Here is a 26,124-nt window from a genome sequence, read left to right on the forward strand (position 1 = left end):
GGACTTGGCGTGAACTTTTGAGGATTTGCTACACTTCGTTGAAGCTGCGCCCAAGCAAGTGAACAGTATTCCATGGAATCCTCGAGTAATCTTGGTAACAACTCTGTCCCTTTACTCTGACCCCGGCCATCACGGCCATCATCCCAACCAGAGCCATGAAAAAAGAAAACCGCGGCAGCTGCCATCCATGGCGGCTACAGCGGTAAGCTTCGATGACACCTGTTCATCGGCTTCGCCGGCGCGTCCTTTAGCCGGCAGGAGTGTTTTGGTTCGAATATCGTTCGACACCCATGCGGTGCCGATGGCGACTAGCCCAGCACCAGGCTGGCCGGCCACTGAACCTCGTCGCTCAGAAAATTCATGAGCGACTCGGCCTGCATGGGCATGGCGTAGCCAAAACCCTGCCCCCAGCGAAAACCCAGGGTCTTGAGCGTCTGCTCCTGGTCGATGGTTTCAATGCCTTCAGCGATGACCTCGAGACCCAGCCGGGACGCCAGCGCCAGTACACCTTCGAGCATGCCGAGGCGGACCTCGGATCGACCCGTGTCCTGTAGCACCAGCCGGTCGATCTTGATGGCGCTGAACGGCAGATCGCGCAGTGACGCCGCGCAGGCGTAGCCGACACCAAAGTCGTCCAGAACGACTCTCGAGCCTCGGCTGGCCAGCTTGACCAGCTGGCTCGCGCCTGGGCTTGCTGCTGAAAAGCCCTGGCGTTCGGTCAACTCAAACTCGATGTCACCGTGCTCCAGGCCGTGCTTGTTGAGCTCCGCCGTGACGTAGTCGGCCAGCGTGCAGTCCAGATTAAGCTGATTTGCTGCGAGGTTCACAGCAACACGGATGCCGGGCAGCTGACGGCCGCGTAAGGTTTTCAGGTCTTCGCAGGCTCGCGCAATCACGGCCCGTCCGAATTCGACGATCAGGTTGTGGTGCTCCAGCTCCTCGATAAACCGATCTGGATAGACCAGCTCGTCGTTGCGATCGCGAAGCCTCGCCAATGCCTCGGCGGCGACCGTACGGCCGCTGTTCAGACAGTACTGAGGCTGGTAGTGAAGCTCCATGCGGCCCTCCCTCAGCGCCGCACGGACCTCCTCAACGCTGTACCGGTTCGCACTGTCAGGCTTGGCCTGGCGGATCGGTACGACTTTGTTTGCATCTCTCATGGCTACGCTCCTTGTAGCTAGCCCGACCTATTCCTGCTCGACCCAGCTGTTGACGCTGGTGGTCTCGGTCAGGCCGTTTGCCCACAGGTAGCCATTCGCCCAGAGGTAGCCGTTGGCCCAAAGGTAGCCGTTGGCCCACAGATAGCCGTTGGCCCAGAGGTAGCCGTTGGCTTCCGCTTCGCTGTTGGCCCACAGGTAGCCGTTCGCCCAGAGATAGCCATTGGCCCAGAGGTAGCCATCCACGCCTTCGATATAGAAGTCGCCGTCTTCGTTCTGGCGAGCCAGGCCACCGAAGTGGGCGGTGCCCGCCAGATCAGCCGAGACGTCGAGGCCGACGTTGGCGCAGCCGGTTTCCGTGCTCAGGACTGCCTCGGCTGCATTCACCATGCCGCTACCCTGCTGAAAGATGCTGTACGCCAGGTCGCCGTTCGGCTCCCGCGCCGCCTGGGCGCTGGCCATCAGCCGGCACTTCACGTCGTCCGGCGAGAGGCTCGGGTCATAGTCAAGCATCAGCGCGACGACGCCTGAGACGACCGCCGCCGACTGAGACGTACCGGACATGGTGAAGTAGCCAGACTCTCCGGATCTAAACTCCGGATAGGAGGTGGCCAGGTAAGAATTGCGACCCATCTGTCCGAGCATGTGACCACCAGGCGCAACGATGTCCGGCTTCACAAAGCCTTCGTAGGTCGGGCCCGCAGCGGAAAAGCTCGCCAGCAGGTCGTCAGACCCATTATCGGGGCTGTAGTTGTCGGTCATCGCGCCGACCGTGATCACATAGGGCACGTTGCCCGGAACGCCGATAGTCATCGCATCCGGACCGTCATTGCCGGCGGAGGCCACCACCACAATGCCGGCTTCCCAGGCCGCCATCACCGCCTGGTTCAGCGGATCGTCCCAGTAGTGTGAGCGGGGCTCGGCCGAGAACGACAGGTTCAGGACGCGGATGTCGTGCGCCTGCTGGTTCTGAACGATCCAGTCGATCCCGCGAATCACGTCGGCGTAGGTGCCGGTGCCGTCGTCACCGAAGGCTTTGACCATCACCAGGTTTGACTCCGGCGCGATCCCGTTGGACCATTCGCCGTCTTCCTCGCCCGAGCCGCTGCCCATCACTGTGGCGACGTGGCTGCCATGGCCGTAGGAGTCGCTGACCACGTCCAGAGAGCCAGCCGTATCGGTGATAGCGTTGTAGCCGACCGTGACTCTTCGGCGTCCGTCCTCACCTGGGCCCCAGCGCAGTGAATCCAGCTTTTTAGTACCCGTGTCGATCATCGCCACGGTGACACCGCGACCGGTAACGCCGGAGCTGTGCAGGGCGCTGGCATCTACCACGCGTGGGGCGCCAGCTGGCTTGCCCTCGTATTCATTTCGGTCGGCGACTTCGACCTTGTTGTCGTGCATCAAACGCACGCCGGGGAAGCGGGTCTTCAGCTCCGCGATTTCCGAATCGGTCATCTCAGCGCCGACGCTCTTGATGATCCCCAACTCGTGGGTGATCTCACCGCCGACGGTGGTAACCGCGGTCACCACGTGCTCCAGCGACGCGCCCTGGACGATGACGTCGCGGGCCACCTCCGGTGCAGCCGTGGGCTGTTGGGTCATGATGATGCCAGCGGTGGCGATCCCTGCCAGGGCGGTGGCGGCCAGCGCTTTCTTGATGCTTGTGCTCAGTGATTTCATGTCAAACAGTCCGTTGTGTGAATCGATGGCCCCTATGGAGCAAGCACTGTGCCAACATGAGTTTTTGGGGAAGAGGTTTGCGAAAAACTTTTAATATCAATGCTTTAGAGAAAAGCAAATCGTCTTGCGTGCGGCCCGCCTCGCGATTTGTTGAACGCAACAATCGGGGCTACGCGAAAAAAACGGTGTGCATTCGCAAAATTTTGGTGTGGAAACGTCGTTAATAGACTTTTAGCGGTATTAACGAGGTATCGAGTAGCGTATCCTCGCTGCCCAGAAAATCGCCACCAACCGAGAATTCAAGCCTAAGCTCACGATTTATATGATCTCGCCGACCCACAGCAGCCCCACAAAACAACCAGCGAGATGGACTCCTGGGTTGTCTGCTTTGGCGCTCACTATGCTTTTCGGCGCAGGAACATCTCTCGCCAAACCCCAAAACGACGCGACCAGCGCCGTAGACGGTACGAACGTACTTCAGGGGCAGCAGGTGTGCGACGGCGCTTCGTGTACGGTGACCTACCAGGCCGGGTTCTTTACGCGCTATGCCCCGGTGACAGCGCTGGATATGGTCCAGAACGTCCCGGGATTTTCGCTGGACGACGGCGACGGCTCACGAGGCTTCGCCGGCAGCGCCGGCAATGTCTTGCTCGACGGGAAACGTGTTTCGTCTAAGAGCGAAGAGCCCTCTGACGTTCTGCTGCGCATCCCGGCCTCCCGGATCGAGCGGATCGAGGTCATCCGGGGGCAGACCGGCGGGACCGATCTACGAGGACAGACCGTCATTGCCAACGTTATTCGACGGCGGGGCGGGACGTCAGGCGCGTGGACCCTCGGCGGCAACGCGTATGAAAACGACAACGTTGGCTTTCCCTTCGGGCGCGTTTCAGCAGCGACTGAGCTAGGCCGGGCCAGCGTTAATGTCGGCCTGGAGGCAGATCACTATCTGCGCGTGCGCAACCGAGATGAGCGGGTACTCGGACCGGTCGGCGATCTGCTGGAGACCCGCGATGAGGTTTTCCGCGAGACAGGAACCCGCGGCACGTTTACGCTCCAAAGCCGGATGCCTGTCGGGGACGCAACGCTCCGCTTCAACGCCAGCTACTTCGCGTTTGACGAAGACGGCGGCGAGACATCGGTGAGAACACCTGAGGGCGGCTCAAGCTTTGTCCTGTTCCAGGGGGATACCGACGAAGGAGACACGCTCGAACTTGGCCTCGACGGCGAGCGCCCGCTGAGCGCCTCGCTCGACGGAAAAGTCATTGGCATCTACCGCCGGACCAACTTTACCGAAACGGGCTCGCTCGTCCTCCGCGATCAGAATCTCACCAACACAGCCACCTTGTTTGACTCCGTCGAAACCGAATCGATCTTGCGCCTCGAATTTGACTACGCGGGCCTGGACGGGCATCTGATTGAGGCGGCGGTTGAAGGCGCCGTCAATCGCCTGGAAAGTGAGTTTGAGCTGCGCCGCAACGTGGACGGGTCGCTGGTTCTCCAGGACGTGCCAGGCGCGGTGACGGAAATTGAGGAGGAACGGACGGATTTGACTCTATCCGACAGTTTTGCGGTGGGACCCGTGGCAGTAGATCTGATCCTGGCGGCCGAGTTTTCGACCATCACCCAAACCGGCGGCTTTGCCGATGAGCGGGATTTCACCTTCTTCAAACCCGGATTGATTCTGACCTACGCACCCACGGAAGCGCTGCAGTATCGGTTTAACGCTCAGCGCGAAATCGGTCAGCTCAACTTCAATGACTTTGCCAGCGCGGCCGATCTCGGTGACGTTGAGCTGTCGCTCGGCAACCCAGCGTTGTCTCCCGAGACCACCGTCGCGCTGCAGGCGTCGCTCGAGCGACGTTTTGGAGAGTTGGGGGTGATGACGCTGACGGCGTTTCACGACGATATCTCCGACGTGCAGGACCTGCTGCCGCTGGAGGGGGTGCTGGAGGTTCCGGGCAACATCGGCGACGGGACCCGGTCGGGATTGAACGCTACCGCAACACTGCCTCTCGACGCGGTTGGCGTATCCAACGGCCGCCTCGATCTTTCGGGAGAGTGGCAAACGTCTTCGGTTACCGATCCGCTCACCAGCGAGGATCGGCGTCTTTCTGGAGAGCGTCGCTGGCGGGCTGACATCGCCTTTCGTCAGGACCTCACGGCCCGAAAATTCGCCTGGGGCGGCGACATATCTTTTTTTGACGACGCGCCTGAATTTGGCCTGGATGAGCGCGACAACTTCCAAAACGGCGTTGACCTCGACGCGTTTATTGAAACGCGTGCCATCGGCGCGCTGCGCATACGCCTGGGTTTTGAGAATATCCTGGGAAACGGGTCGGAACGCCGGCGCGAAGTGTTCGACGGCCCCAGAAGCGACGGGGTCCGGGCCTTTACCGAGGTACGCGACGGCACCAGCCCGCGCCAGGTATTTCTGGACATCAGCGGCACCTTTTAGGGGAGTTCGGCAACCCGTTGACGCTTACTCAGCGGCGAGCGCGGCGGGCGAAAACAACACCCCAAAAAGCTGGCACCAGATCACGACGCTGCCGTAGTCACTGACGTCGACTTCGGGTGGCACCTCATAATTCTGGTTGCCGACATTACCCTTCAGCTCACCCAGACTGACGTACCCTCCGTCCTCGACGTCCGCGGCCGTCGTCGGGTTGGGGTGCTTCGCCAGATAGACATATAGCGCCGGCCCGTTGGTGGTGCGGAAATCTTCAAAACGAACGATGTGACGCTCGTCGGGCAAAGCATAAAGCTTGGCCGTTCCCTCGCCTTTGTGAATGGCGTCCGCGTCGATAAACGAACCGGTTGCAACGAGACGCGGCGTCTCCGGGGGCATCGTTTCGGCGGTAGACCGGTCGGCCATGCCGGCGGCTGCGGCCATGATGTCGTCCTTCATCGCTGTTCGCTTTTGTTCCGGCATCGACATGACGCTATCCATATCGAATGAGCCGTCCTCCAGTACAAAGGTGAGCGGCTCGTCGACCGCCTCGTCGATGAACAGCGGTGAGACAAAGAACCAGCCGGCGGCAAAGCCAGCGATTACAACAATGGCGACAACGGCATTTTTCACTATGGTTTCCTTTAGAAAGCGACGACCTGCGTGCAGCTCAGTGAATCTCAGACGGCATGGGGAAACAGGCTATTGGTGTAAGGCATAAGCGCGAGAACCAGGGTGTCAGCATACACACCCTCACGGGTTAAGCGCCCGTCTGTCAAAAGACCAAACGCGCCCCCACCCTGCTTGCTGTTGAGGGTCGAAAACACCCGGTCGTTTGCCTCACCCAGCTCCAGACCCTCGTCGATCATCGCTGCAATGGCAGGAGGCAGCGGCAGGCTCGCGCTGCGCGCCTGGCTCGACATGCCGTCCGGGCCTTCAATATGCATCCACGCAATCGCCAGGAGCTGCGCCCCGATTGTGTCGATCCCGCCCTCGAGACCCACCCAAAAATCCGCCTCAGGGCGAGCTTCCCGGGCCGCCGCTGCGCGGCCGGCCGCGCCCGCGCGGGTCTCCTCGTCGCCGATTGGTTGTTCAGCAACACCCGACGGCACGCTGACGCCGACAACCTCGATCGCAGCGTCGGGAAACAGCGCCTCAAAAGCGGCGCGCGCCGCGGCAACCTTGACCGGATTTTTGGATGCGACAATCACGCGCATATCTCGAAACTCCTTGCAGAAGCGCCGATTGTATCGCTTGACGGACAGGTCCAAAGCCAGCGAGTTAATGATGTGCAAAGATGCTGGCCATTAACCTTCGACGGTGAGGTATTCGGGGTGACAAAGCGAACCTGGCTCTGGTGGAGCAGCGGTAAAGACAGTGCTTGGACGCTGCACACCTTGAATAAGGATCCAGCGTTTCAGGTGGAAGCACTGGTCACGTCGGTCAACGCGGACGCCGATCGCGTCGCAATGCACGCGGTGCGGCGCACGCTGCTGGAGGCGCAGGGTGTTGCCCTGGATTTGCCTGTTTTGATCGCTGAGATTCCCTATCCCTGCCCGAACGGCGCCTATGAGGCAGCGGCGGCGCGGGTGATTGCCAAGGCGGAGGCTGCGGGCGTGACCCACATGGCGTTTGGTGATCTATTCCTGGAAGACATCCGCGCCTATCGGGAGAACCTGCTGGCCGAGTCGCGTATCGAGCCGATTTTCCCGCTTTGGCAACGCAACACCAAAGAACTGGCCGTCGAGATGATCGAGGGCGGACTCGACGCTTTTCTCACTTGTGTTGACCCCAAAGCACTGGACCCACAGCTGGTCGGCCGGCGCTTTGATCGCCAGCTGCTGGACGCGCTTCCGACAAGCGTTGACCCCTGCGGCGAAAACGGGGAGTTCCACACATTCGTAACCCGATCCCCAGATTTCTCTGTCGACGTGGAGGTCCGCGTCGGGGAACGGGTTGAGCGCGATGGATTCTGGTTTGCCGATCTATTGGCAACGGATGGCCAGCGATAAGACCGGCGCATTAGTTGTGCGCAGCTAGGAGCGCACCGGCAGCAGATCGGTCGCTCGGCGAGCGTAACGCTTGGCCAGCGTCGGTGAAAACCCCACAACGCAGTTGCGCCCGTCCGACTTGGCCTGATAAAGCGCGCGATCGGCGGCGTCAAAAAACGCGGCCGCGGTGGTGAAGCGATCGTCTTGCATCGAGACTACGCCGACGCTTACCGAGAGTCGCTCGCCGCGCATGTCCGCTTCGCTGACGCTGATTCGCAGCTGCTCGGCGACGTCGACTGCGGCCGCTCGATCGGCTCCGGGCATAATGACCGCAAACTCTTCGCCGCCGTAGCGGCAAACGTGATCCTGCGGCCTCGCGTTGTCCTGCAGGACCGCCCCGACCATCTTGAGCGCCTCGTCACCCCAGGCGTGGCCAAAGCGGTCGTTAAAATTCTTAAAGTGGTCGATGTCCACCATCAGCAGCGCAAGCGCCTGGCCTTGGCCGCCGGCTCGCTCAAACTCTGCCAGGAGCTTTTCATCGAAGAAGCGCCGATTTGCCAGGCTGGTCAGCGGATCGGTCAGGCTCTGGCGCTGCAGCGTGTCCACCCGGCTGGCGAGCCCGAGCGAGAGGAGCACCATTTCGATCAGCGAACCGATTTGCTGCCCGTGTTCCGTGACCACGTTATGGGGCAGCAAGCCAAAGGTCTTCAGCATGTAGGCCATGACGCCGAGCAGCAGCGCTCCCCAGGCGAGCATAAAGTAGCGCGCCGGGCGATACCCTTTCAGCAGGGTCACGGTGCCGCAGAGGATAATCTGCGAGACCACCACGACCGTGAGCCCTGACAGCGGCACAATGATCGATCGATAGGGCAAAAACGACCCGACGACGAGCACCACCGCAATCACCCCCTGAAGGTAGATCGAAACCGTGTCGAGCCGCGGCGCGTTTTCCGAAAGCCGCAGGAAAACGCGAGTAAAGTGCATGGCAAAAAACAGCGACAATGTCAGCATGACGACGAGCGACTGGTTGGCCCACCAGGGCATGTCGGGCCAGAAGTACTGAAACGCAAAACCGTTGTTGACTGCAAAATAAATGCCGTAGCTGGCCACGTACAGCAGGTAGTAAAGGAACGCTTTGTCCTTGACCGTTAGCCACATCAAAAGGTTGTACAGAACCAGCACAACAAAACCGCCGTAGTAAATCCCAAACGCCAGCTGCTGACGGCTGATCGTTGCGAGCATCGACGTCTGCTGGCTGGCGGTCAGGCTGATATTGACCGAGCCGCGAGTGTAGTACCGGAAGTAAAAATCGACCTCCGCACCAGCCGGAAGCACCACCGGGAATATGTAGTCCTTGTGCGCAATATCCCGGGAAGCAAAAGGCAGACGATCGCCGGTCTGTCGATGAATCCAGTCTCTGGATCCCTGGGAGTCCCGATACCAGAGATCCAGGTGGTCCAGCAGCGGATACGACTCGCGGAGCAACAGCGCCTGATCGATCTCGCTGTCGTTGGCAAAGCTAACCCGAACCCACCAAGCCGACGAGCTGAAGCCATAGTTGGGTGATCCGTCAACGCCCTTGAAGCGCTCGGCGTAGGATGCCGCGCTGATCTCGTCGATCGTTAGCGCCGCCTCCGTGTCCTCGAATACGCCGATGTGCGGCGTCAGATCCAGCACCTCGGAGGTCAGCGTTACGGAAATGGAGTTTGGCCGATAAGCCGCTGGAATTGCGCCTCGACTGTCTGTGTTGGCCACTGAGTCGGATGTTGGTTGGGAACCAGCTGACGGCAGAGGCTCTGGCTGCTGAGCCAGAGCCATTACAGGCAACAACAAAAGAAGCCCGATAGATTTCAGTTGCCGGACCCCCAAAGCTTCGCACCTGAATCGTTTACTTCAACACTCGATCCTACAAACAGAGGGACTTTTGTCAAATTTGTTCAAAAATTCCCGTTGCTTTCCAGACAATCTCACGCCATGGTGGGCCTGCGTGATTCATTGGGGGATGTATGCGCAAGTTGATGCTAATCGCGTCGGTGGTGACCCTGCTTACCCTAGCGGCATGGTTCACACTCTCGCGGGAGCGGGCCCAGCTGGGGCCGGCCATAAAAACCGGCGACGCCGTGACCGGCTCGCCCGACGTCGTTTCGCTGGAACAGGGTTGGACCGCGGCCACGCGTAGCTGGCTTTATTCGGCCAGCTTCGGCTCTCGGCTGATGCCATATGCCTGGATCACCGCGCTGGAGCAGGCCGCAAGCGATAAGCGATGGCTCGAGTCAACGAACGTCGAAGCGCTTGGCCTCCTGCCGCAGCAGGCGGCCGCCCACAATCCTGACGCACTGCCGGTCGGCTTCACCCGTGATGTTGACGAGCAGGGTGACGCATGGGTGGGACTCGGCTGCGCTGCCTGTCACGTTGGGGAGCTGCATTTCAGCGGCACCCGAATGCGGATCGACGGCGGCCCCGCCATGCTCAACCTCACCGCCTTTGAGCAGTCCCTGCTGGATGCGCTGGACGCCACCCTCAAACAGCCGCAGAAATTCGCACGCTTCGCCAATGCGCAGGGGCAGTCTCCAGACGTCAACGGCCCGCTTGGTACTCAGCTAAAGCGCATCAAAGAAAACCTGAGCACCCGCCATCAAATGAATCAAACCGAGGTTCAGTATGGCTTCGGTCGACTGGACGCTTTCGGTCAAATCTTTAATGCCGCCACCGTGACGTTTACCGCCCAGCCCGGCAACGGGCAACCGCCGGACGCGCCCGTCAGCTTTCCAATGCTTTGGAGCGCCCCCCATCTGGATTTGGTGCAGTGGAACGGCTCGGCACCCAACACGGCGCCCGGCCCGCTGATCCAGAACGTGACCACGGCGATCGCGGTTTATGGGAGCGTCGAGTTGGACGCACCGGCGTCGGGTCTCGCCTCGGCGCGCGGCTACCGATCCAGCGTCAACTTCGACAATCTCGGCAAGATACAAAACGACCTCTTCGAGCTGACCGCACCGGCCTGGCCTGAGGACATTCTTGGGGCCATCGATCGCCAGGCGGCAACGCGCGGCGGCGCGCTCTACGACAGCCTGTGCCAGGGATGTCACGAGCGTGTCGATCGGACTGACCCGAAGCGCAAACTGCGAGCGGTGTTAACGCCGGTGGAAGAAATCGGTACTGACCCCAAGGCTGCGGCCAATTTCATCAACGCGACGGCTGCCACCGGACCGTTACAGGGTGAACATCAGGCGGTGGTGGCAGGCGAACGGTTTGGCGAGTCGTCCAGAGCCATCCTGATGGTGGTCAACCTTGCCCTCGGCGCGACGCTCCGGCATCCGGTTGAGGCGCTGCACGCAACCCTGACCGGCTATCACGCCGTGCTCAAGGCGAAGCTGGACGACCGGCCGAATTTTTATAAGGCGCGAGCCCTCGACGGGATCTGGGCGTCACCCCCCTATCTTCATAACGGATCGGTACCGAGCCTGTACGAGCTTCTGCTGCCGGCCGAGCAGCGGAGCAAGCGGTTTTACGTGGGTTCACGCGAGTATCAACCCAAGTTTTTGGGCCTCGAAACCGATAAGAGCTTGCATAGCAGTCTGTTCGACACGGCGTTGCCGGGCAACAGCAACAGCGGCCATGAGTACGGTGCCGAGCTGACCGAAGCACAGCGGATGGATCTGCTGGAACACCTGAAGACACTGTAGGGGGAACGAATGACTGACGGACGACCAGGCGCCGTTCGCCGGCTAATCGGCAGCGTGGCGGGCCTTACGCTCGGGCGAATCATCAAGTGGGTGCTGGTGATCGGCGTGGTGCTGGGGCTAGTGGCTGGCGTTGGCTTCGCGGTGTTTGTCCTGGCGCCGGTCTCGTCCATCCCGGCCTACGAGCCGGTCGATGAGATCGTCTACCTGGGCCAGGGATGGGGTCGTGAGCGTGGCTCGCAGCCACGTCAGACCTATTACTACACGCCGCAGGGCACGAGCCTGCCTCAGGGCGAGACGGTCAATCCGCTGCGCTACCAGTGGTTCGTCAATCTCGAGCTGCCGTTCAGCCGGGAACGGTTTGCCGACCCGGACCATCTGAGGCGCTATCGATTTTTGGTCGACAGCGAGCCAACGCCGGCCAATCCGGATCTTCTGCCGGTGGGGTTCACGCGTCATTTCAGTCCGCTGCTCGGCGAGGACGTGCTCGACCTGACCTGCGCCGCATGTCACTCCGGGGAGATCCATTACGCCAAAGACGGCAAGCGCTACGCCCTGCGCATCGACGGTGGTCAGGCCATGCATGCGTTTACCGATATGAGCCGGGGAAACTTCGGTCCGGTGCTGCTGGCGTCCCTAATCGCCACCTACACCAACCCGTTTAAGTTCAGCCGTTTTGCCGAAGCGGTAATTGGCCCGAACTACCCGGAAGGCAAACGTCAGCTTCGCTCGCAGCTGAGCCGGACGATCGGCGCCTTCCTGAAACAGGGTCAGAACAACCCGCTGCGACATCTTTACCCGATGACCGAGGGATTTGGCCGCACCGATGCACTGGGACGGATTGCCAACACGGTTTTTGGCGATCACCTGGTGCCGGCCAACTACGAAGTCTCAGATGCCCCGGTGAGCTTCCCCTACGTCTGGAATATCTGGAAGTTCGACTGGGTGCAGTACACCGGATCGGTGAACCAACCGCTCGCTCGGAATGTCGGCGAAGCGCTAGGCGTTGGCGCCATGATCAATCTGACCAACAGCTACGGGAGTCCGGTTCCGGAGAAAGACCGCTTTACCAGCTCGGTGGACATCCGCGACCTGGTCAAGATCGAGCGAACCCTGCAGCAGCTGACGCCGCCTGAGTGGCCCGAGAACATCCTGGGCCCGGTCAACCAGACGTTGGCGGAAGACGGCAAAAGGCTCTTCCAGGACCTCTGCCAGCATTGCCACGGCCCTCATGTCGCCAGCCAGGCTCGACAGGAGGCGCGCGCGCCTGGCAAGCCGGGGCCGTCAACCGAGTGGCAGATTCCGGTCATTCCGGTATCGGAAATCGGAACCGATGCCGCCTCCGCGAATGGATTTGTCGAGCGTCGCTACGACCTAACCGCCGCGGGTATCACCAATCAGCAGGTGGCAAACCTGGTCGGCCCGCTGCTCGATGAGAGCCTGCGCCGGAATGGCCGCTATCGGCTACGCGAGGTGCTGGCCCGACGGGAGCAGGCCGAGCTCGCTGTAGGCGAGCTCCCAGCGCTGGTTGCGGCCTATCCGCTGCTCAAGGAGACGCCGCCCGGTGAAGTAGATCAGTTTTTCACCCAGATCGCCGCAGCGTTCGACGAGCTGTTGCCAACACCTCCTGAGACGCGTGCCGATCAGCCGCCGCCCGATACCGTCGCGTGCGAACTCGATTGCCAAACCGAGCATCTCTACTGGCTCACAACGCAGGGGCGTCAGCACGCTAACGCCACGCTTGCGGCTGTCGATACCTCTCAGGTCAGTCTGGGCCAGGGCCTCAACATCGTTGGGCTCATGATCAAAAACCGCTTTTTTGAGGCTTATGGCGTCACTGCCGAGGAGAAAGCCTGTATCCAGGGCTTCGGTATTCTGGATCTGCCCCAGGTGGTCGACGGGTACAAACCCCGCCCGCTGGAAGGTGTGTGGTCCACCCCACCCTTTTTGCACAACGGCTCGGTGCCCAGCCTGTACCACATGCTGCTGCCGCCGGAAGATCGTCCATCACGCTTCTTCGTCGGCCGGCAGGAATACGATCCGCGCCACGCCGGCTACGTCAGCGAGCCGCTGGCAGGCACCGAAGATCACGGGTTTTGGTTTGACGCGAGCCTGCCGGGCAACCGGAACCTAGGGCACGGCTTCACCGCGAGCCCCGACGTTTGGGAGGCCCACCAGCAGGACCCCGATGCCAACCCGCTGCCCGGCGGCGTGATAGGCCCACTGCTGTCGGACGAGCAGCGGTGGGCCCTGGTCGAATACCTCAAGATTCACAGGGACGAGCCGGGCACGCCGGCGGACTTTGAGCCCAAAGCCTGCGGACCCTGGCATTGACAGACGGCAACTACACCAAAGACTTTGACCAGGTGCTGCACGATGAGCAGGCCTGGCTCCGACAGCGGCGGCTAGCCGCGGGTCAACCCGAAGACGAAGAGCAGCTGGCGGTGTGTTTTTCTGGCGGGGGAATCCGCTCAGCGGTCTTCAACCTAGGCGTGCTCCAGGGATTGGAGTCGATGGGGCTGCTCAAACGGGTGGATTACCTGTCCTCCGTCTCTGGCGGTGGCTATATCGCCTCGTGTCTCACCTGGCTGCGACACCGGCTGGGACCCGAGGCGTCCGAGACCTTTTATGCGCCGCTGGCGAACGAGTCTGGAACGGTGGTCGACTGGCTTCGCAACAACGGCAGCTACCTGATCAGCCCTCGCGGTTTTTCCATCTGGACGCTGCTGGCGGCGATCCTCGCCGGCACGCTGCTGAACCTTGCGGTCATGGTCCCACCGATGCTGCTGCTGGTGACGCTGGCCGCGCAAGACTGGCTGCCGCTGAACTTTCCATCCTGGCTGCTCATTCCCGGCGGCGCGCCGCTTCAGGGCCATGACGGTTTTGCCCTGTCGCTCTATCTGGCCGGCACCGCCGCGCTCACCTATCTCTTGATGGTGCTGGCCTTCGCCGCGATAAGCGCGGCGCCATTCGCTCGGTCAGGCGTGGGTCTGGTCGACGTGCGCAGGCTGATGGGCAACCTGATGTTTGGGTCGATCGCGCTGTTTGCGGTCGGCATGGTGCCGGTGCTTCACAGCCTGGACGACCTGGCCATGCGGCACCTGAGCTCAGAGCTGGCGGCGGCGACCACCCGAAGCCTGACGTACATGATCCCGATTGTTACCGGGCTAATCACCATGATCCGCAAACAGTCCGCCAAAACCGGCAACGGCCCGGCGATTGGCCTCGGGCTATTTCTCTACGGCTGTCTGGTCCTGACCTATCATCTGGTTGCTCACGTCAACCTGCTGGACAGCCTGGTTTTCGTTTCGATGCTGGGACTCTCGGTGCTGCTGGCGCTGGGTTGTGACGTCAACCTGATCTCCATGCACCACTACTATCGAGCCCGCATGGCGCACGCCTTCATGCCGAGAACCCTGAAGGGCGACAGCAGCGAGGGTGGCGATCGCCAGGCGATGGCCTTCCGACTAGAGCAGGTGACCCCTGAGTCCGGTGGACCCTTTCATGTTCTCAACGCCAACATGAACACCACGTCATCCAAATCGGTGAAGCTGCGCGGGCGTGGCGGAGATAACTTTACGTTCTCACCGCTTTACTGCGGCGCAACCTCAACGGGCTTTCGACGCACCCCCAATTTTCTTAACGGCGCGATGGAGCTGTCGACCGCGTTGACCATCTCCGGCGCGGCGCTCGACCCGAATACCCCGGCAACCCGGGCGCGACCAATCGCGTTCCTGATGGCACTGCTGAACATTCGCCTGGGCTATTGGATCCGAAGCCCGCGAACCACCGGCCGGCGACCGCTGGCGGCGTGGCTGGCGTTTATGACCCGCGAGATGCTGGGCGTCGGGCTAAACGAAAAGGCGGGGCACTTGCACCTCTCAGATGGCGCTCATTTTGAGAACCTTGGGCTGTACGAACTGCTCCGGCGGCGCTGCCGGTTCATCATCGCTTCCGACGCCGGCTCCGACCCCAAGCTCACCATGGACGAGATGGGCAAGGCCATCCAGCGAGCCCGCGTGGATTTTCGGGCCAGCGTATCGCTGAATGTGGATGAGCTGTACGACGAAATGGACAAGCCGTTGGCGGACTGCGCCCACGCCCTGGGCAGCGTGACGTATGCGGACGGCACCACCGGCCAGATCCTTTATCTTCGACCGATGATGTGCCGGGAAATGACCGCCGACCTTTACGCCTTCTGGCGCAAAGACCCAGCATTCCCCAATGACCCGACGGCCGATCAGTTTTACGACGAAGAACACTTTGAAGCCTATCGCGAGCTGGGCCTGCAGATCATCAAGAGCGTCGGGCTCGGCGCAGGGTCCCTGGCCAACGTGCCGCTCGAGCAGCTCTTCACGAATGTCAAAGAAGGGCTGGACGTAGGGGAGACCGATTCGGAGAGCGGCACGACTTAGCGGCCCCGTCCTGCGCTTGTATCGTGTCGGCCAGGCCTCTAGCATGAATTGGGAATGTCATTCCCCGCATGAGAGGAAGCTGAGCCATGAAACATCGCCCCTCCTTTGCCCTCGCTTTACTGCTGGTCTCCTCTGCGGCGGCCGCCCAAAGCGGAATCACCAGCGGCTACGGTGCCATTGCTGATATCGGCTTTTTCGACAGCTGCGCAACGATCTGTTTACGCCCCGGCGGCCTCGACGATCAACAGGTCGACGGTGGCGAATTTTTTGAAAACGCTGCGGCGAGCCTCTTTAACAGTGGCACAGAAAACGGTTTTGGCTCAGCGACGTTTACCGGTGATGCGTTTAGCCCGCTGCTGCGGGCGCGTGCCCGCTCGACTTTGGATGACAACAACGCGGTCGACGCAATCGTGACGGCCATCCAGGGTTATACGTTTATGGGCGCGTCACCGGAGACCTTTATGGTTCTGGCTTCGCTGACCGGCACGGTCGATCAACCTGACAATCAGGCCGAAGGGGTCATCCGAGGTCGGATTGCGGTGTATGTGTATGAAAACGCTACCTTCAGCACCGACTTTGCCACCTTCATCTTTGAGGAAGTTGCGGGCGAGGGGGAGGTGCTCGATCAAGCCCAGCTGTTTCTGCTGCCGACGCTGGACCTCTCGGAAGACACGCTGGAGTTTACGCTCAATCCGGGTGATGAGGTCTACGTGTTTATGCAGCTGGAAAGTAAGAGTGAACGCGGTGCCGTTGTCGATGCGACCAACACGTTTGGCGTATCGTTTATCGCCGGTGACGCGGCGATGCTGAGCCCCACTATCGAACCACTTCCAGAGCTGGTGTTTGCCAGCGGCTTTGAAGTGGATGGCTAACGCGTGGCCGGAACCTCGGCTTTCACGCTGATCGGAATAATCGAAAACTCAAGCTCGGTGATGGAATACTGCTCGCGACCAAAACGGTCTCGACCCCAGTAGCCCTCGCTCGCCGCCGTTTGCCGAAACTGAAACAGCACACCCGCGGTGCCGTCAAACGACATTCGATTCAGGACTTCGGCCTCGGCGTTATCCAGCAGCTCGGTACCCAGCAGCCGCGACAAGCGCTCCGGCGGCAACGCCATGCCGCCGCCGTTCCGGGGTGGGCGGCTGAAGTATTCGTTGCCGACGGACCGTTGTCGCGACGCGTCGACAATCGCCTGCGGACCGCTCAGCGAAAAGCGATCACCCGCCGAAAAGACCGAGTGTTTAAGGTTCTCTCCGGCGAAGCGTTCCGTGCCCGAACTCAGCTCGGCACTCCGCGCATCCAGTACCGTGACATCCCCGTAACCGACAACCCGAGCCTCAGCCGTCGCAACATCCACAACCACCGCCGTATCCTCGTCGATCCCGATGCCCAGCCGACGTTCTGCCGGCGCCCCGGCCAGCGCGACCGCTAGCCGGCCCAGGCGGGCGCGCTCGCCGAAGTGCTGGTCGACAACCGCACGGTCCAGAAACCCCAACCCGGCATCCAGCCTCCGCGCCTCGCCGGCCTTATCTGCCCCCCGATCGAGCAACGCGGTCAGGCTGTCGCCGCCGGTGATCATCGGATCCGACATCACCGCAGCGCCCGCGCTGCTTCCGCCGATAACGGCCCCCGACGCCAAGCGCTCCAACATGGCCGTCAGCATGACCGTGGGCTGACCGTTTTGGTCGAGCAAAACCTCGGACAGCCGGCGCTGGTCCCCGCCCGTAAACCAGATACCACCCACCTCTTCCAGTCTGGCGGCTTCCTCGAGGCTGCTGCCGTTGCCTGCCCAGGTGCTCTCATCCACATCGGGCGTTGCGGGATCATCTCGCGAGGCGAGCGCGATCGGCCGCAGCCTAGCCGACGCAACGCCAAAGTCAGCGAGATCCCCAGTGAACCTTTCAGCGGCACGGACGGGTTCCGCGGACGCTGCGGCGATGACCGCAATGGTGTCGGTTTGAGGATTCGGGAGCGCATCGATAAAAGACTCGAAGACGGCGTCGTTGGTGCTGCTCAGGCCGCCACCCACAATTACCAGCGTGCCCGCCTGCGCGACAACAGCCACCGCCCCCCAGGCGACATCCGCCAGGGCGGGCAGACTTTTGACAAACAAGTTGTTGAAGCGCGTTAGCGTCATTGCGTGAGCGGCAGGACCAACCCGGTTAACGTCGAGCGCGAATCATGCGGGAAACGACGGTGGATGGAAAGATCCCGTCTCTGGGTCGTGCGCTCAGGCGGAGCCGGGGATTGAAAAGACGCGGTTCTTGCCGCTGTCTTTTCCGGCCAGCAGACACGCGTCCGCTCGATTGATGGTATGCATCGGCGGTTCGCCGGGCGCCGTCTGGGCGAGGCCGATGGTGATTGAAACCGGGGTTTCCGCCAGGTTGCCACCCGGCTGGCGATGGAGCACCGCAAGTCGGACCTGCTCCATAGCTTCGTGGGCGGCTTCCATGTCGGTCGCGCGAAACTGAATCACAAACTCTTCGCCGCCCCAGCGGGCCACCAGCGCGTTGGCGGGTGAAGCATCCCGCAAGACGTCCGCCACGTGACGCAGCACGTTGTCGCCGACCTCGTGGCCATGCAGATCGTTGACCTGCTTGAAGTTATCCGCGTCGAGCAGGGCGAAATAGCGCTGCGAGTCGGCTGCTTCCGACTCCACCTGTTTGAGAAATCCTCGACGGTTGGCGAGCTTTGTCAGATGATCCGTAGCAGCGGATTTCGCGAGCGAATGATTTGCCTCGCGCAAGGCTCGGGTCTGACGTTCGACCTCGGCCGTCAAGACCCGATTGCGACCCCGAATCCGCTGCGTATTCCAGAAGCTTAGGAGAAAAACGGTCAGCAGCAACGCACCGACCGCTGTCGCCCTGCCCGGCAGGGTCTGCCACCACGCGGGCTGCACCACAATCGGGAGCACCGTGGATTCCCGATTCCAGATGCCGTTGGCGTTAGCACCCTGAAGCTCGAAGCGATAGTCGCCCGGGGCCAGCCCCGTCAGCAGCGTCTCCGGGGCGCCGGTCGCTTCAGACCAGTCGTCATCATCACCGAGCAGGCGCCAGCGGAATCGATTGGCTGAGGGATTCCGAAAATCTGAAGCCAGATAGCGCACCCGAACGGTGGACTGGCCCGGGGTCAGAACCATGGGCTGCTGCGTCGATACCGGCTGACCGTCAATCCAGGCTCTCGTGATCGCCAGCCGCGGCGGCTGGGGATTGAGCAGCACCTGATCAGGCAGGAAACTGACGAACCCTCCGAGACCGCCAAAATAGACCCGATTACTTTTGCCGACATAGCCGGCGCGCGCAAAAAACTCTTCGACGGTCAGTCCGTCAGCGGTGGTAAACCGGGTCACATCAAGCGACGCGGGGTCGATAGCAACAACTCCACGGGTCGTTCCGGCCCAGATGCGGCCCGCCCCCTCGGCCAGACGCTGCACCGCCGTGTTGGGGAACTCGCGAATGAGATTGACCGACAAGCTCTCGCCGGTCACAGGATCAAACCGGCTTAAGCCAAAGCTGGTGGCAACCCACAAGGCCTCGTCGGTTGGCAGCAGATCATGAATCAGTCCTTCGATGGCCAGTGAGTCACGCTCAAATGACGAGATCGCGCCTTGCTGATCAATCATTGCAATCCCTGCGTCCCAAAGACCGAGCCAGGTGCGCCCGAGGCTATCCACTTCGATATCGCTGACGGCTACACCCGGGATCGGATTGACGCCGCTCCGCACCAGCTGCTCAACCTCGCCGTCCGGCCGAAACCGGAAAAGCCCGTCGGTAAACGTGCCGACATCCGTGGTCCCGTCGGGTGCCACGTTGACCGCTGTGACCATCATGCCTTTGACGGCAGCAAACTCAGGCGTGGAACTTAAAAGTCCGCTGACCGGGTCAAAACTCAGCAAACCGTCATACGTGCCCAGCAGCACGCCGTCCTCGGTCCGCGCCAGCCGATTGATCGACAGGCCTTCGCTGCCCGGGATCTGTTCCAGCGGGCTAGACCCCTGCGCTTTTCTCAGTCGCCAGAGGCCCCGTCGGGAGCCGATCAGCACGTCGTCGACATCCAGCTCGATCAGCGTATCGGCCGTATCCAGCCTGGAATCCAGCGAGAACCCGTCAAATCCCTGGGCCGTCGGAAGTGCGAGGATGACGCCAGCTTCCCGGGTGGCAATCCAGCCGACACCGGTTTCGTCAAAATAGACCCGCCGAATGTTGCGATCAGGAAAAAGGCTGAGCTCCGCACGCCCGAAGGGGGCAACACGCTGACCGTCGGCGTCGAAGGCCACCAGGCCGGCAAGCGTTCCCACCAACACGTCGCCCGACGGCGAGCGAGCCAGCGTATTGATCAGCGGCAGTCCCGTTTGCAGCACCGTGAGTTGATCATCCTGCCAGCGAAAAACCGCCTGGCTGTCAGCCACCCACAAAGACTCCCCGTCGTGGAGCACCGCGCGAGGATGCCCGGTCCAGCCGTTTTTGGGGCGCACCTCGGTGCCGCGCAGATCGAAAAGCCCTCGATCGGTTGCCGCCCAGAGCCTGCCAGACGGATCTTCGGTCAACGACCATACCCGTCCAAACCCCTCGCCATCAGGCCGAAATACCGGCTCCAGGTCGGCGCCGGAGGCGTTCTCCAAGCGATAGAGGCCGTCATCCGCGGAGCCCACCCAGATCCGACTCTCGCGGTCTTCGAACAGCACCTGGATTCGCTGGGGTGGTTTCTCCGGATTCAGCCGTTCAAAGCGACCGTCAGCGTCGAGCATACGGTTGAGACCGCCGCCCCAGGTTCCGATGAGCACGGCGCCGCTGCGGGTGGCCAGCACCTCACCAGCCGCAGAATGGGAGAGCGATGATGGGGTGGCCGGATCGTGCAGAAAGGCTTCTACCCGATAGCCGTCGTAGCGGTTGGCCCCGCCGGCCGCAAGACCGAACCACATCTGTCCCTGGCTATCTCGGGAGACGCTGTAGACGGTTGAATCCGACAGGCCATCCGCCAAGGTCAGGACGTCAAAATGAACGGCGCTGGGGCTGGACCAAACCGGCGCTTCAGCCGCGTGCGGCAGCCGCGCACCACAAACCAGCAGAAGCAGACTGGTGATTCCGAGACGAGCAGCATGTTGAAAGCGGCTGGTCGGCAATGTCGGGACGCCAGGTGGTATAAATCCAGAGTGTAGCAGCCCTTGTCCGCTGGCTATGTGAAATCAGGTGACGTCGCCAAAGATCCTTCTGGGAAGCAATCACCGCCCGAAGCCGGATTCTCGTGGGACAATAGCGCGACAGCATTAGCCGGAGGCATCCATGCAAATCCAGAAACTCATGATCGTTCTGATTCTGCTGTACCTGGCACCCGTACAGGCGCAGGAGAAAAACCAAGCCGAGGATTCAAACGGCGATCGAACCGTTGCGGTTGCCGCCAGCCAGGGCGCCCGGGACTTCCAGGCAAGCTGGGGCTATGCGCCGGCCGTTCGCACCGGAGACTATATCCATATGTCAGGCGTCATCGCCGGCCCGCCGGGCTCCGAACCGATCGGTGCTGAGGCGTTCAAAGAAAGCCTTCGACGCTCCTTTGCTGATCTGGAGACAACCCTGCAGTCGCTCGACGCATCGCTGAAGGACGTTGTAAGGATCAACAGCTATCACGTGTTTTCCAGTCCGTATTTCACCGAGGGCAAACTCGCGCACATGGCCGCGATACGTGACGTCAAACGCGAGTTCATGGGAACGGAGACCCCCGCCTGGACCGCCATCGGCGTCAGCGAACTGTTTACCGACACCGGGCTTGTGGAGCTGGAGCTCACGGTCTACGCGCCCCAATAAGGTCAGCGCGGACCAACCAAACGCTGATGGACTCCCCCTTCGTTGAGTACCGTTTGGTTGACGGTGTAGCCACCATCGTCATGGATGACGGCAAGCGAAACGCCCTCTCGCCGTCCCTGCTCCATGCGCTCCGCAAGGCCATTGACCGCGCTGAGCAAGATCGAGCGCTCATCATTCTCACGGGTCGCGAGGACGTTTTTTCGGCCGGCTTTGACCTGAAGGTGATGAGGCGTGGGGGCGCCCAAGCCCTGGGGATGCTTCGCGCCGGCTATGGCATGACCGCGCGGGTGATGTCCTATCCCTATCCGGTCATTGCCGCCTGCAGCGGCCACGCCATGGCCATGGGCGTCTTTCTGATGCTCTCCGCCGACCACGTGATCGGAAGCCGCGGCGACTTCAAGATTTCCGCCAACGAGGTTGCCCTCGGGCTGACCATGCCACGGGTGGCGGCACTCACTCTGAAACACCGCCTGACGCCAGCCGCCTATCAGCGGGCCGTCACGCTGTCGGCGTTCTTTGACGTCGAAGAGGCGCTGGTGGCGGGCTTCTTTGACCAGCTCGCCGATCCATCGGAGCTGCAGAAGGAAGCCCAGCGGGCCGCTGAGGACTATAAGGCACTCGATCCCTATGCCCATCGAAGGTCCAAACGACGTATCCGGGCCGCAACGTTGCGCAAGATCCGGCTCGGTTTGCCGCTGGATCTGCTCGACGCCGTATGGCTGGGCATCCGGGGTACACGCCCCCGCTGAATGTGTTTCGATGCAATGACGAAGGCTTGACGAGCAGTTTCTTACCGTAGCTGGAGTTGATAAAGGACGATGTGATGAACGTTTCGATTCAAAGCTATCTGCTGCTCGGACTGCTCAGCGTGCTGACGTTTTACGTAGGCGCGCTGGTCTTCGGTTCCGGCGCCGTCGCACCCCTGGTAATCCGGGTTCTGGGCGAGCAAACCGGCGGACCGCTGCTGCGGGCCTACTGGCCTCGATACCATGCATTTGCGGTCGCGGGCGGGGTCGTGATTACCATCGGGGCTGCCGTGATCAGCTTCACCGGCAGTCTGACGACAACGCTGGCGTTGGGGTATCTGATCCCTGCTGCGGTGATGACGATCCTGTTTGCGATCGGATGGCGCCTGATCCCAGCCATCAACGCCGCACGAGACAAGGGCGAAAACGCCCGCTTTGATCGGCTGCATAAGCTGGACGTCATGCTCGTCAGTGTCGGTATGCTCCTTGGTCTCGGACTGGCCGTTGCGATGCTGCTGACCTTACCCGGCCTGCTGGGCTGAGCCGCCCTCGCTCCGATGATTCGATCGCCGCAGGTTCAATCACAGGTGACGACGGTTCGGGTACTTCCGCGATTTCAGCGTTGGCCGATCGGGGCACGAGGCGGCTAGGTGCCAAAGCTGGTCGCCGATTCGCTGCCCCTTCAATGGCTGAGTTGGCTTCCCCTGCTGGTGTTTGTTCTGCCGGTGCTCGCAGTGAACCTGGCGTGGTGGATTTCCACCGAAGCCGAAGCGATCCCCGCCTGTATTCCCTATCTGCAAGGCTGCGCCAGCATCAGTGCCGCCGGGCGCGGCGAGCCGGCCATCTTCATGTTCCGCGGTGCCATGATCGCGAATGCGGTGCTGACCATGTTGTTTTGGACGCTGGCCGCCGTCTGGCTCCGCCTGCTATCGGTACCGACCAGCCTGCGGCTTCGCGCCATGACTTGGCTGGGAATCGGGGGCAGTCTGTTTCTGATTGTCTACGTGGTTTATCTCGGCAGCAGCGGTGAGGGCTACCGGCTGATGCGGCGCTACGGCATCAACTGCTACTTCGGCCTCTCCTACCTTGCCCAGCTCATCCTGGCCGGTTTCGTCTCGCGGCACGGCGAGTCCTGGGGCCTTTCACGCAGACTGTCGCGTGCCATGCTCACCTCGTGTGTGCTACTGCTGTTGATGGGCCTGGCCAGCGTGCCGGCCAAAGAATGGGCGCTTGATCGAAAGGCGCTTAGCAACATCCTCGAATGGAACCTATCTTTGCTGCTGGTCGGCTTTTATGGGCTATGCCAGCTCGCATTTCGCAAGACCGCCATCCGCGTTGACGTCCGGCTTTCCCCCGGCTCGGACTCGCCTCCCAGCCCCTGATACCCCGCAGCAATACGACCTTTTACGAATAAACGGCAGCATTCCTGGCTGCTAGTGTTGCAAGGCAGCACGCCACGCGACCTCATTCCGAAGATGAACTGCGACCTGCTGCTGGTCCCTCATCCAGGTGCCAGCTGGGTACCGCCAGGCCCATAGGCTCAACAAACCAAGCAGGATCGATAAGCAGGGCTGGCGGCTTCAGGATGCCTTGCAGAATTTTGCGCCACTCTGGCTGAGCCCATCGTATTGCCGCAGCCAAACGAGATAGTCCTCATGGGGCATGGGCTTGGCAATCAAGAAGCCCTGCGCGTAGTCGCAGCCCATGCTCGCCAGCAGGCGAAACGTTTCCGCATCCTCGACGCCCTCAGCGGTAATCGACATGTTGAAGGCATGGGCCAACTCGATCACCAGCCGAGCGATTTTTCGGACTGCCTCGTTGGAAACCATCCGCTGGACAAACATCTTGTCGAGCTTGACCTCATCGGCCGGGATGTCGCGGAAGTAGGCTAGCGAGGAGTAGCCGGTGCCGAAGTCATCCAGCGAGATCTGGACACCGAGGTCCGCCAGCTCCTTAAACTTCTGAAAGTTCTTCTCAGGGTCGGACAGCGCGGAGCTTTCCGTGATCTCGAGCAACAGGGCATCTCGCGGCACTTCCCATACGCCGAGACAGTTGCTCACCATGTCCAGGAGATCCGGGTCAGCCATCACGGTGGGTGACAGGTTGATGGCAATCGTCTGGGCGCCAAAACGATCCGGCCACTTGGCCGCCAGCTGAAGCGACACGTTGAGGGCCCACTGAGTCATGCTGTTGATCAGCCCGGTGCGCTCGCCCGCCGCAATAAATTGCTCCGGCGGAACATAGCCGCGAATGCCGCTCTTCCAGCGCCTCCGCGCCTACCGGCCGGCGGCTGCTCATTTGCACCTTCGGCTGGAAAAACATCCGCAGATCGCCAGACGCAAAGGCCGACTCCAGCTCAAATTCGAGGCTGACGGCATTGTCGTCCGACTCGTCGGCATCCGCATCTGAGAGCCGGTAGCTTTCCTCACTTTCGCGGGCTTGCCTCATGGCGCGTTCAGCGTGCGCAAACAGCCGATCAAAGTTCGAACTGTGATTTGGGCTGACCGCTATACCGGCCGAGCCTTTCACCAGCACTTTGTGGCCACATAGCTCAATCGGCGCCTCCATCATTCGGAAGAGCTTGGCGGCGGCCAGGACGGCATGGCCTTGATTCATGATGCCTGGAAGGATCAACGCAAACTGGTTGCCACCGATGCGGGCCACCAGATCACGCTTGCGAGCCGCGCCGGTAGCCAGCGACGCCACGTGGCGCAGCGCTTCATCTCCGACCTGAAAGCCAAATTGGTCGTTGATGCGATAGAAGCGGTCCAGGTCGATGATCACCAGTCCGAGCAGATGCCCCATGGTGATCGCCTGCTCACAGTGCAGTTTCAGGCGCTGCATGAAGCTGGCCCGGTCCTGTAAGCCTGTGAGCTTGTCCTCGTTCACAGGAACAGGTTCTCGGTGTCGAGACCATAGGAGCTTGGCGGCAGGCCCCGCTTGATCGTGATGGAGTCGTCGCCGGCCTCATCAAGCTCCTTCAGATCCAGCTCGACAAACTCGTCAAGCGGCTGCTTGTTGCTATCGAGCAGCAGCATCAGCTTCGGCTGAAGGCGGCGGATACCGTTGAGTGAGATCACCACACCCACCTCACCGCTGTTGAGCTCTACCAGCGTACCGGTGGGGAAAATGCCCACAGCCTGAATAAACTGTTCGACCAGCTCGCTTTGGTAATCCACCCCGCGCCACTCATACAGCAGGTTCACTGCGCTGTGGGGCGACATCGCCTTGGCGTACAGCCGCTCGCTAGTCAGCGCATCATAGGTATCCACAATGCCCGCAATGCGGCCAAACATCGGGATTTCGCGGCCCCGCAGACCTGCGGGATAGCCGTTCCCGTCAAAACGCTCGTGGTGGGTCGCAACCATCTCGATCACCTTGTCGTCAGCCGCAGAGGTTTCCGACAGGATGTCGACGCTGTGCTGCACATGACTCTGGAGCGTTTTGAGCGCACCCTCCGAAAGCTGTTCAGCATGGTTGAGCAGCTCAACGGGAATCCGGGTCTTGCCCACGTCCAGCAGCAACCCGCCGAGCGCCAGACGCTCGATCGATCCGCGATTCAAACCCAGGTGGCGGCCAAAGGTGGCGGCCCAGACCGAGGTCCCCAGCGAGTGTCGATAGGAGTAGACGTCTTTGCGTTTGAGGTCGGTCAGACAGGCAAAAGCGTCCGGACATCGCATGATCGAATCGATCATCAGCGCCACCCCCTCGGAAAGACGATCGAGATCGAGCTTTTTGCCGTGACGCAGATCTGTCATCACCTGACTGATGTTTTGGTTCAGCGAATCATAGGTTTGGGAGGCCGGACCGATTTCATCCCGGATCTCGGTCTGCTGCTCATAATCGGTGTCTCGAAGCTCTTCGATCTCCGCCACCGCCTGCGGATCGAGCTCCTGGTGGTCGTCATGAACCACAAACCGGGGGTCGGGGGCCTCGCCGCGGCTGGTGTCCACAAACACGTGCCGACAGAACTTCGTGAGCTGCTGCAGCTGATCCGGGTTTCGTACGTGGAATCCCTGCAGCGAAAACGGCGTTTCCAGCCAGGGCCGGTCGAGTCGGCTGACGAACATGCCAATACGCACGGTATTGGTTCGGATTTTGACCTCTGCCAGGTTCACGAGAGCGGGCCGTTTCTTTCCTTTAAAGAGGACCCATCGGCGGCCGAAATCAAATCTTTAGCGCAATCGATCGCGCCGGCCTAC

20 protein-coding genes and 1 pseudogene are annotated in these 26,124 nt (G+C 61.3%); 10 read left to right on the plus strand and 11 right to left on the minus strand.

Annotated features, from left to right (window positions below; all coding sequences use genetic code 11):
- From AAF358_01720 to AAF358_01730, 3 genes are all read right to left on the minus strand, one after another.
- Nucleotides 1-185: hypothetical protein (locus tag AAF358_01720; GenBank protein MEM7704238.1), on the minus strand; the 185-nt coding region annotated here is incomplete at its 3' end.
- A 123-nt stretch (nucleotides 186-308) separates the two neighbouring features.
- Entirely contained in the window at nucleotides 309-1,160 is an 852-nt protein-coding gene (locus AAF358_01725; GenBank protein MEM7704239.1) for an EAL domain-containing protein, read from the minus strand.
- 27 nt (nucleotides 1,161-1,187) lie between these two features.
- Nucleotides 1,188-2,840: a S8 family peptidase gene (locus tag AAF358_01730; protein MEM7704240.1), complete on the minus strand. Its 1,653-nt coding sequence runs from the start codon at nucleotides 2,838-2,840 to the stop codon at nucleotides 1,188-1,190.
- A gap of 400 nt (nucleotides 2,841-3,240) precedes the next feature.
- Here AAF358_01730 and AAF358_01735 point away from each other — a divergent pair, with 400 nt between their 5' ends.
- Entirely contained in the window at nucleotides 3,241-5,295 is a 2,055-nt protein-coding gene (locus AAF358_01735; protein MEM7704241.1) for a TonB-dependent receptor, read from the plus strand.
- Between the two features lie 24 nt (nucleotides 5,296-5,319).
- Here the strand turns inward: AAF358_01735 and AAF358_01740 are convergent, their stop codons facing one another.
- Together AAF358_01740 and yjjX are read right to left on the minus strand one after the other, a co-directional pair.
- Complete coding sequence (locus AAF358_01740; GenBank protein ID MEM7704242.1) at nucleotides 5,320-5,919, minus strand: DM13 domain-containing protein; 600 nt, start codon at nucleotides 5,917-5,919, stop codon at nucleotides 5,320-5,322.
- Between the two features lie 47 nt (nucleotides 5,920-5,966).
- Nucleotides 5,967-6,581 carry an inosine/xanthosine triphosphatase gene (gene yjjX, locus AAF358_01745; protein ID MEM7704243.1) on the minus strand — a complete coding sequence of 205 codons (615 nt, stop codon included), beginning with the start codon at nucleotides 6,579-6,581 and terminating at the stop codon, nucleotides 5,967-5,969.
- A gap of 39 nt (nucleotides 6,582-6,620) precedes the next feature.
- Between yjjX and AAF358_01750 the strand changes: the two genes are divergently transcribed.
- Nucleotides 6,621-7,298, plus strand: coding sequence for an ATP-binding protein (locus AAF358_01750; protein MEM7704244.1), 678 nt, complete (start codon nucleotides 6,621-6,623; stop codon nucleotides 7,296-7,298).
- 24 nt (nucleotides 7,299-7,322) lie between these two features.
- Here the strand turns inward: AAF358_01750 and AAF358_01755 are convergent, their stop codons facing one another.
- The gene (locus AAF358_01755) at nucleotides 7,323-9,032 is read right to left on the minus strand and encodes a 7TM diverse intracellular signaling domain-containing protein (GenBank protein ID MEM7704245.1); all 1,710 of its coding nucleotides are present in this window, start codon (nucleotides 9,030-9,032) and stop codon (nucleotides 7,323-7,325) included.
- Nucleotides 9,033-9,283: 251 nt separating this feature from the next.
- Between AAF358_01755 and AAF358_01760 the strand changes: the two genes are divergently transcribed.
- The 4 genes from AAF358_01760 to AAF358_01775 all read left to right on the plus strand — a co-directional run bounded on the left by AAF358_01760 (nucleotide 9,284) and on the right by AAF358_01775 (nucleotide 16,247).
- Nucleotides 9,284-10,963, plus strand: a complete 1,680-nt coding sequence (locus AAF358_01760) for a di-heme-cytochrome C peroxidase (GenBank protein ID MEM7704246.1) — start codon at nucleotides 9,284-9,286, stop codon at nucleotides 10,961-10,963.
- Between the two features lie 9 nt (nucleotides 10,964-10,972).
- Nucleotides 10,973-13,294: a di-heme-cytochrome C peroxidase gene (locus tag AAF358_01765; GenBank protein ID MEM7704247.1), complete on the plus strand. Its 2,322-nt coding sequence runs from the start codon at nucleotides 10,973-10,975 to the stop codon at nucleotides 13,292-13,294.
- Nucleotides 13,291-15,375, plus strand: a complete 2,085-nt coding sequence (locus AAF358_01770; protein ID MEM7704248.1) for a patatin-like phospholipase family protein — start codon at nucleotides 13,291-13,293, stop codon at nucleotides 15,373-15,375. Before AAF358_01765 ends, AAF358_01770 begins: the two co-directional genes overlap by 4 nt.
- Before the next feature lie 86 nt (nucleotides 15,376-15,461).
- Entirely contained in the window at nucleotides 15,462-16,247 is a 786-nt protein-coding gene (locus AAF358_01775; protein MEM7704249.1) for a hypothetical protein, read from the plus strand.
- On the opposite strand, the gene AAF358_01780 is transcribed toward AAF358_01775, so the two are convergent.
- Together AAF358_01780 and AAF358_01785 are read right to left on the minus strand one after the other, a co-directional pair.
- Entirely contained in the window at nucleotides 16,244-17,512 is a 1,269-nt protein-coding gene (locus AAF358_01780) for a cyanophycinase (protein ID MEM7704250.1), read from the minus strand. The two genes, AAF358_01775 and AAF358_01780, sit on opposite strands and share 4 nt — an antisense overlap.
- Before the next feature lie 93 nt (nucleotides 17,513-17,605).
- A complete protein-coding gene (locus tag AAF358_01785; GenBank protein ID MEM7704251.1) occupies nucleotides 17,606-20,497 on the minus strand; it encodes a diguanylate cyclase in 2,892 nt (963 codons plus the stop codon).
- A 160-nt stretch (nucleotides 20,498-20,657) separates the two neighbouring features.
- Here AAF358_01785 and AAF358_01790 point away from each other — a divergent pair, with 160 nt between their 5' ends.
- From AAF358_01790 to AAF358_01805, 4 genes are all read left to right on the plus strand, one after another.
- On the plus strand, nucleotides 20,658-21,176 hold the full coding sequence (locus AAF358_01790) for a Rid family hydrolase (protein MEM7704252.1): 519 nt from the start codon (nucleotides 20,658-20,660) through the stop codon (nucleotides 21,174-21,176).
- Nucleotides 21,177-21,202: 26 nt separating this feature from the next.
- Nucleotides 21,203-21,925, plus strand: coding sequence for a crotonase/enoyl-CoA hydratase family protein (locus tag AAF358_01795; protein MEM7704253.1), 723 nt, complete (start codon nucleotides 21,203-21,205; stop codon nucleotides 21,923-21,925).
- Between the two features lie 74 nt (nucleotides 21,926-21,999).
- On the plus strand, nucleotides 22,000-22,464 hold the full coding sequence (locus AAF358_01800) for a DUF4149 domain-containing protein (protein ID MEM7704254.1): 465 nt from the start codon (nucleotides 22,000-22,002) through the stop codon (nucleotides 22,462-22,464).
- A 108-nt stretch (nucleotides 22,465-22,572) separates the two neighbouring features.
- Nucleotides 22,573-23,304: a hypothetical protein gene (locus tag AAF358_01805; protein ID MEM7704255.1), complete on the plus strand. Its 732-nt coding sequence runs from the start codon at nucleotides 22,573-22,575 to the stop codon at nucleotides 23,302-23,304.
- Between the two features lie 198 nt (nucleotides 23,305-23,502).
- Here the strand turns inward: AAF358_01805 and AAF358_01810 are convergent, their stop codons facing one another.
- From AAF358_01810 to AAF358_01820, 3 genes and pseudogenes are all read right to left on the minus strand, one after another.
- Nucleotides 23,503-24,174, minus strand: coding sequence for an EAL domain-containing protein (locus AAF358_01810; protein ID MEM7704256.1), 672 nt, complete (start codon nucleotides 24,172-24,174; stop codon nucleotides 23,503-23,505).
- A 181-nt stretch (nucleotides 24,175-24,355) separates the two neighbouring features.
- Nucleotides 24,356-24,811: pseudogene (locus AAF358_01815) on the minus strand (GGDEF domain-containing protein).
- Nucleotides 24,808-26,040 (minus strand): HD-GYP domain-containing protein, encoded by a 1,233-nt coding sequence (locus AAF358_01820; protein MEM7704257.1) that lies wholly within the window; start codon nucleotides 26,038-26,040, stop codon nucleotides 24,808-24,810. Before AAF358_01820 ends, AAF358_01815 begins: the two are co-directional and overlap by 4 nt.
- Between the last annotated feature and the right edge of the window lie 84 nt (nucleotides 26,041-26,124).

The organism is Pseudomonadota bacterium, assembly GCA_039033415.1.
Lineage (GTDB): Bacteria > Pseudomonadota > Gammaproteobacteria > Xanthomonadales > SZUA-38 > JANQOZ01.

Bases quoted from the DNA above. Each gene is read 5' to 3' on its own strand.
- AAF358_01730 (MEM7704240.1), bottom strand. From the start codon at position 2,840: ATGAAATCACTGAGCACAAGCATCAAGAAAGCGCTGGCCGCCACCGCC.
- AAF358_01775 (MEM7704249.1), top strand. From the start codon at position 15,462: ATGAAACATCGCCCCTCCTTTGCCCTCGCTTTACTGCTGGTCTCCTCT.
- AAF358_01760 (MEM7704246.1), top strand. From the start codon at position 9,284: ATGCGCAAGTTGATGCTAATCGCGTCGGTGGTGACCCTGCTTACCCTA.
- AAF358_01790 (MEM7704252.1), top strand. From the start codon at position 20,658: ATGCAAATCCAGAAACTCATGATCGTTCTGATTCTGCTGTACCTGGCA.
- AAF358_01725 (MEM7704239.1), bottom strand. From the start codon at position 1,160: ATGAGAGATGCAAACAAAGTCGTACCGATCCGCCAGGCCAAGCCTGAC.
- AAF358_01735 (MEM7704241.1), top strand. From the start codon at position 3,241: ATGCTTTTCGGCGCAGGAACATCTCTCGCCAAACCCCAAAACGACGCG.
- AAF358_01800 (MEM7704254.1), top strand. From the start codon at position 22,000: ATGAACGTTTCGATTCAAAGCTATCTGCTGCTCGGACTGCTCAGCGTG.
- AAF358_01765 (MEM7704247.1), top strand. From the start codon at position 10,973: ATGACTGACGGACGACCAGGCGCCGTTCGCCGGCTAATCGGCAGCGTG.
- AAF358_01795 (MEM7704253.1), top strand. From the start codon at position 21,203: ATGGACTCCCCCTTCGTTGAGTACCGTTTGGTTGACGGTGTAGCCACC.
- AAF358_01780 (MEM7704250.1), bottom strand. From the start codon at position 17,512: ATGACGCTAACGCGCTTCAACAACTTGTTTGTCAAAAGTCTGCCCGCC.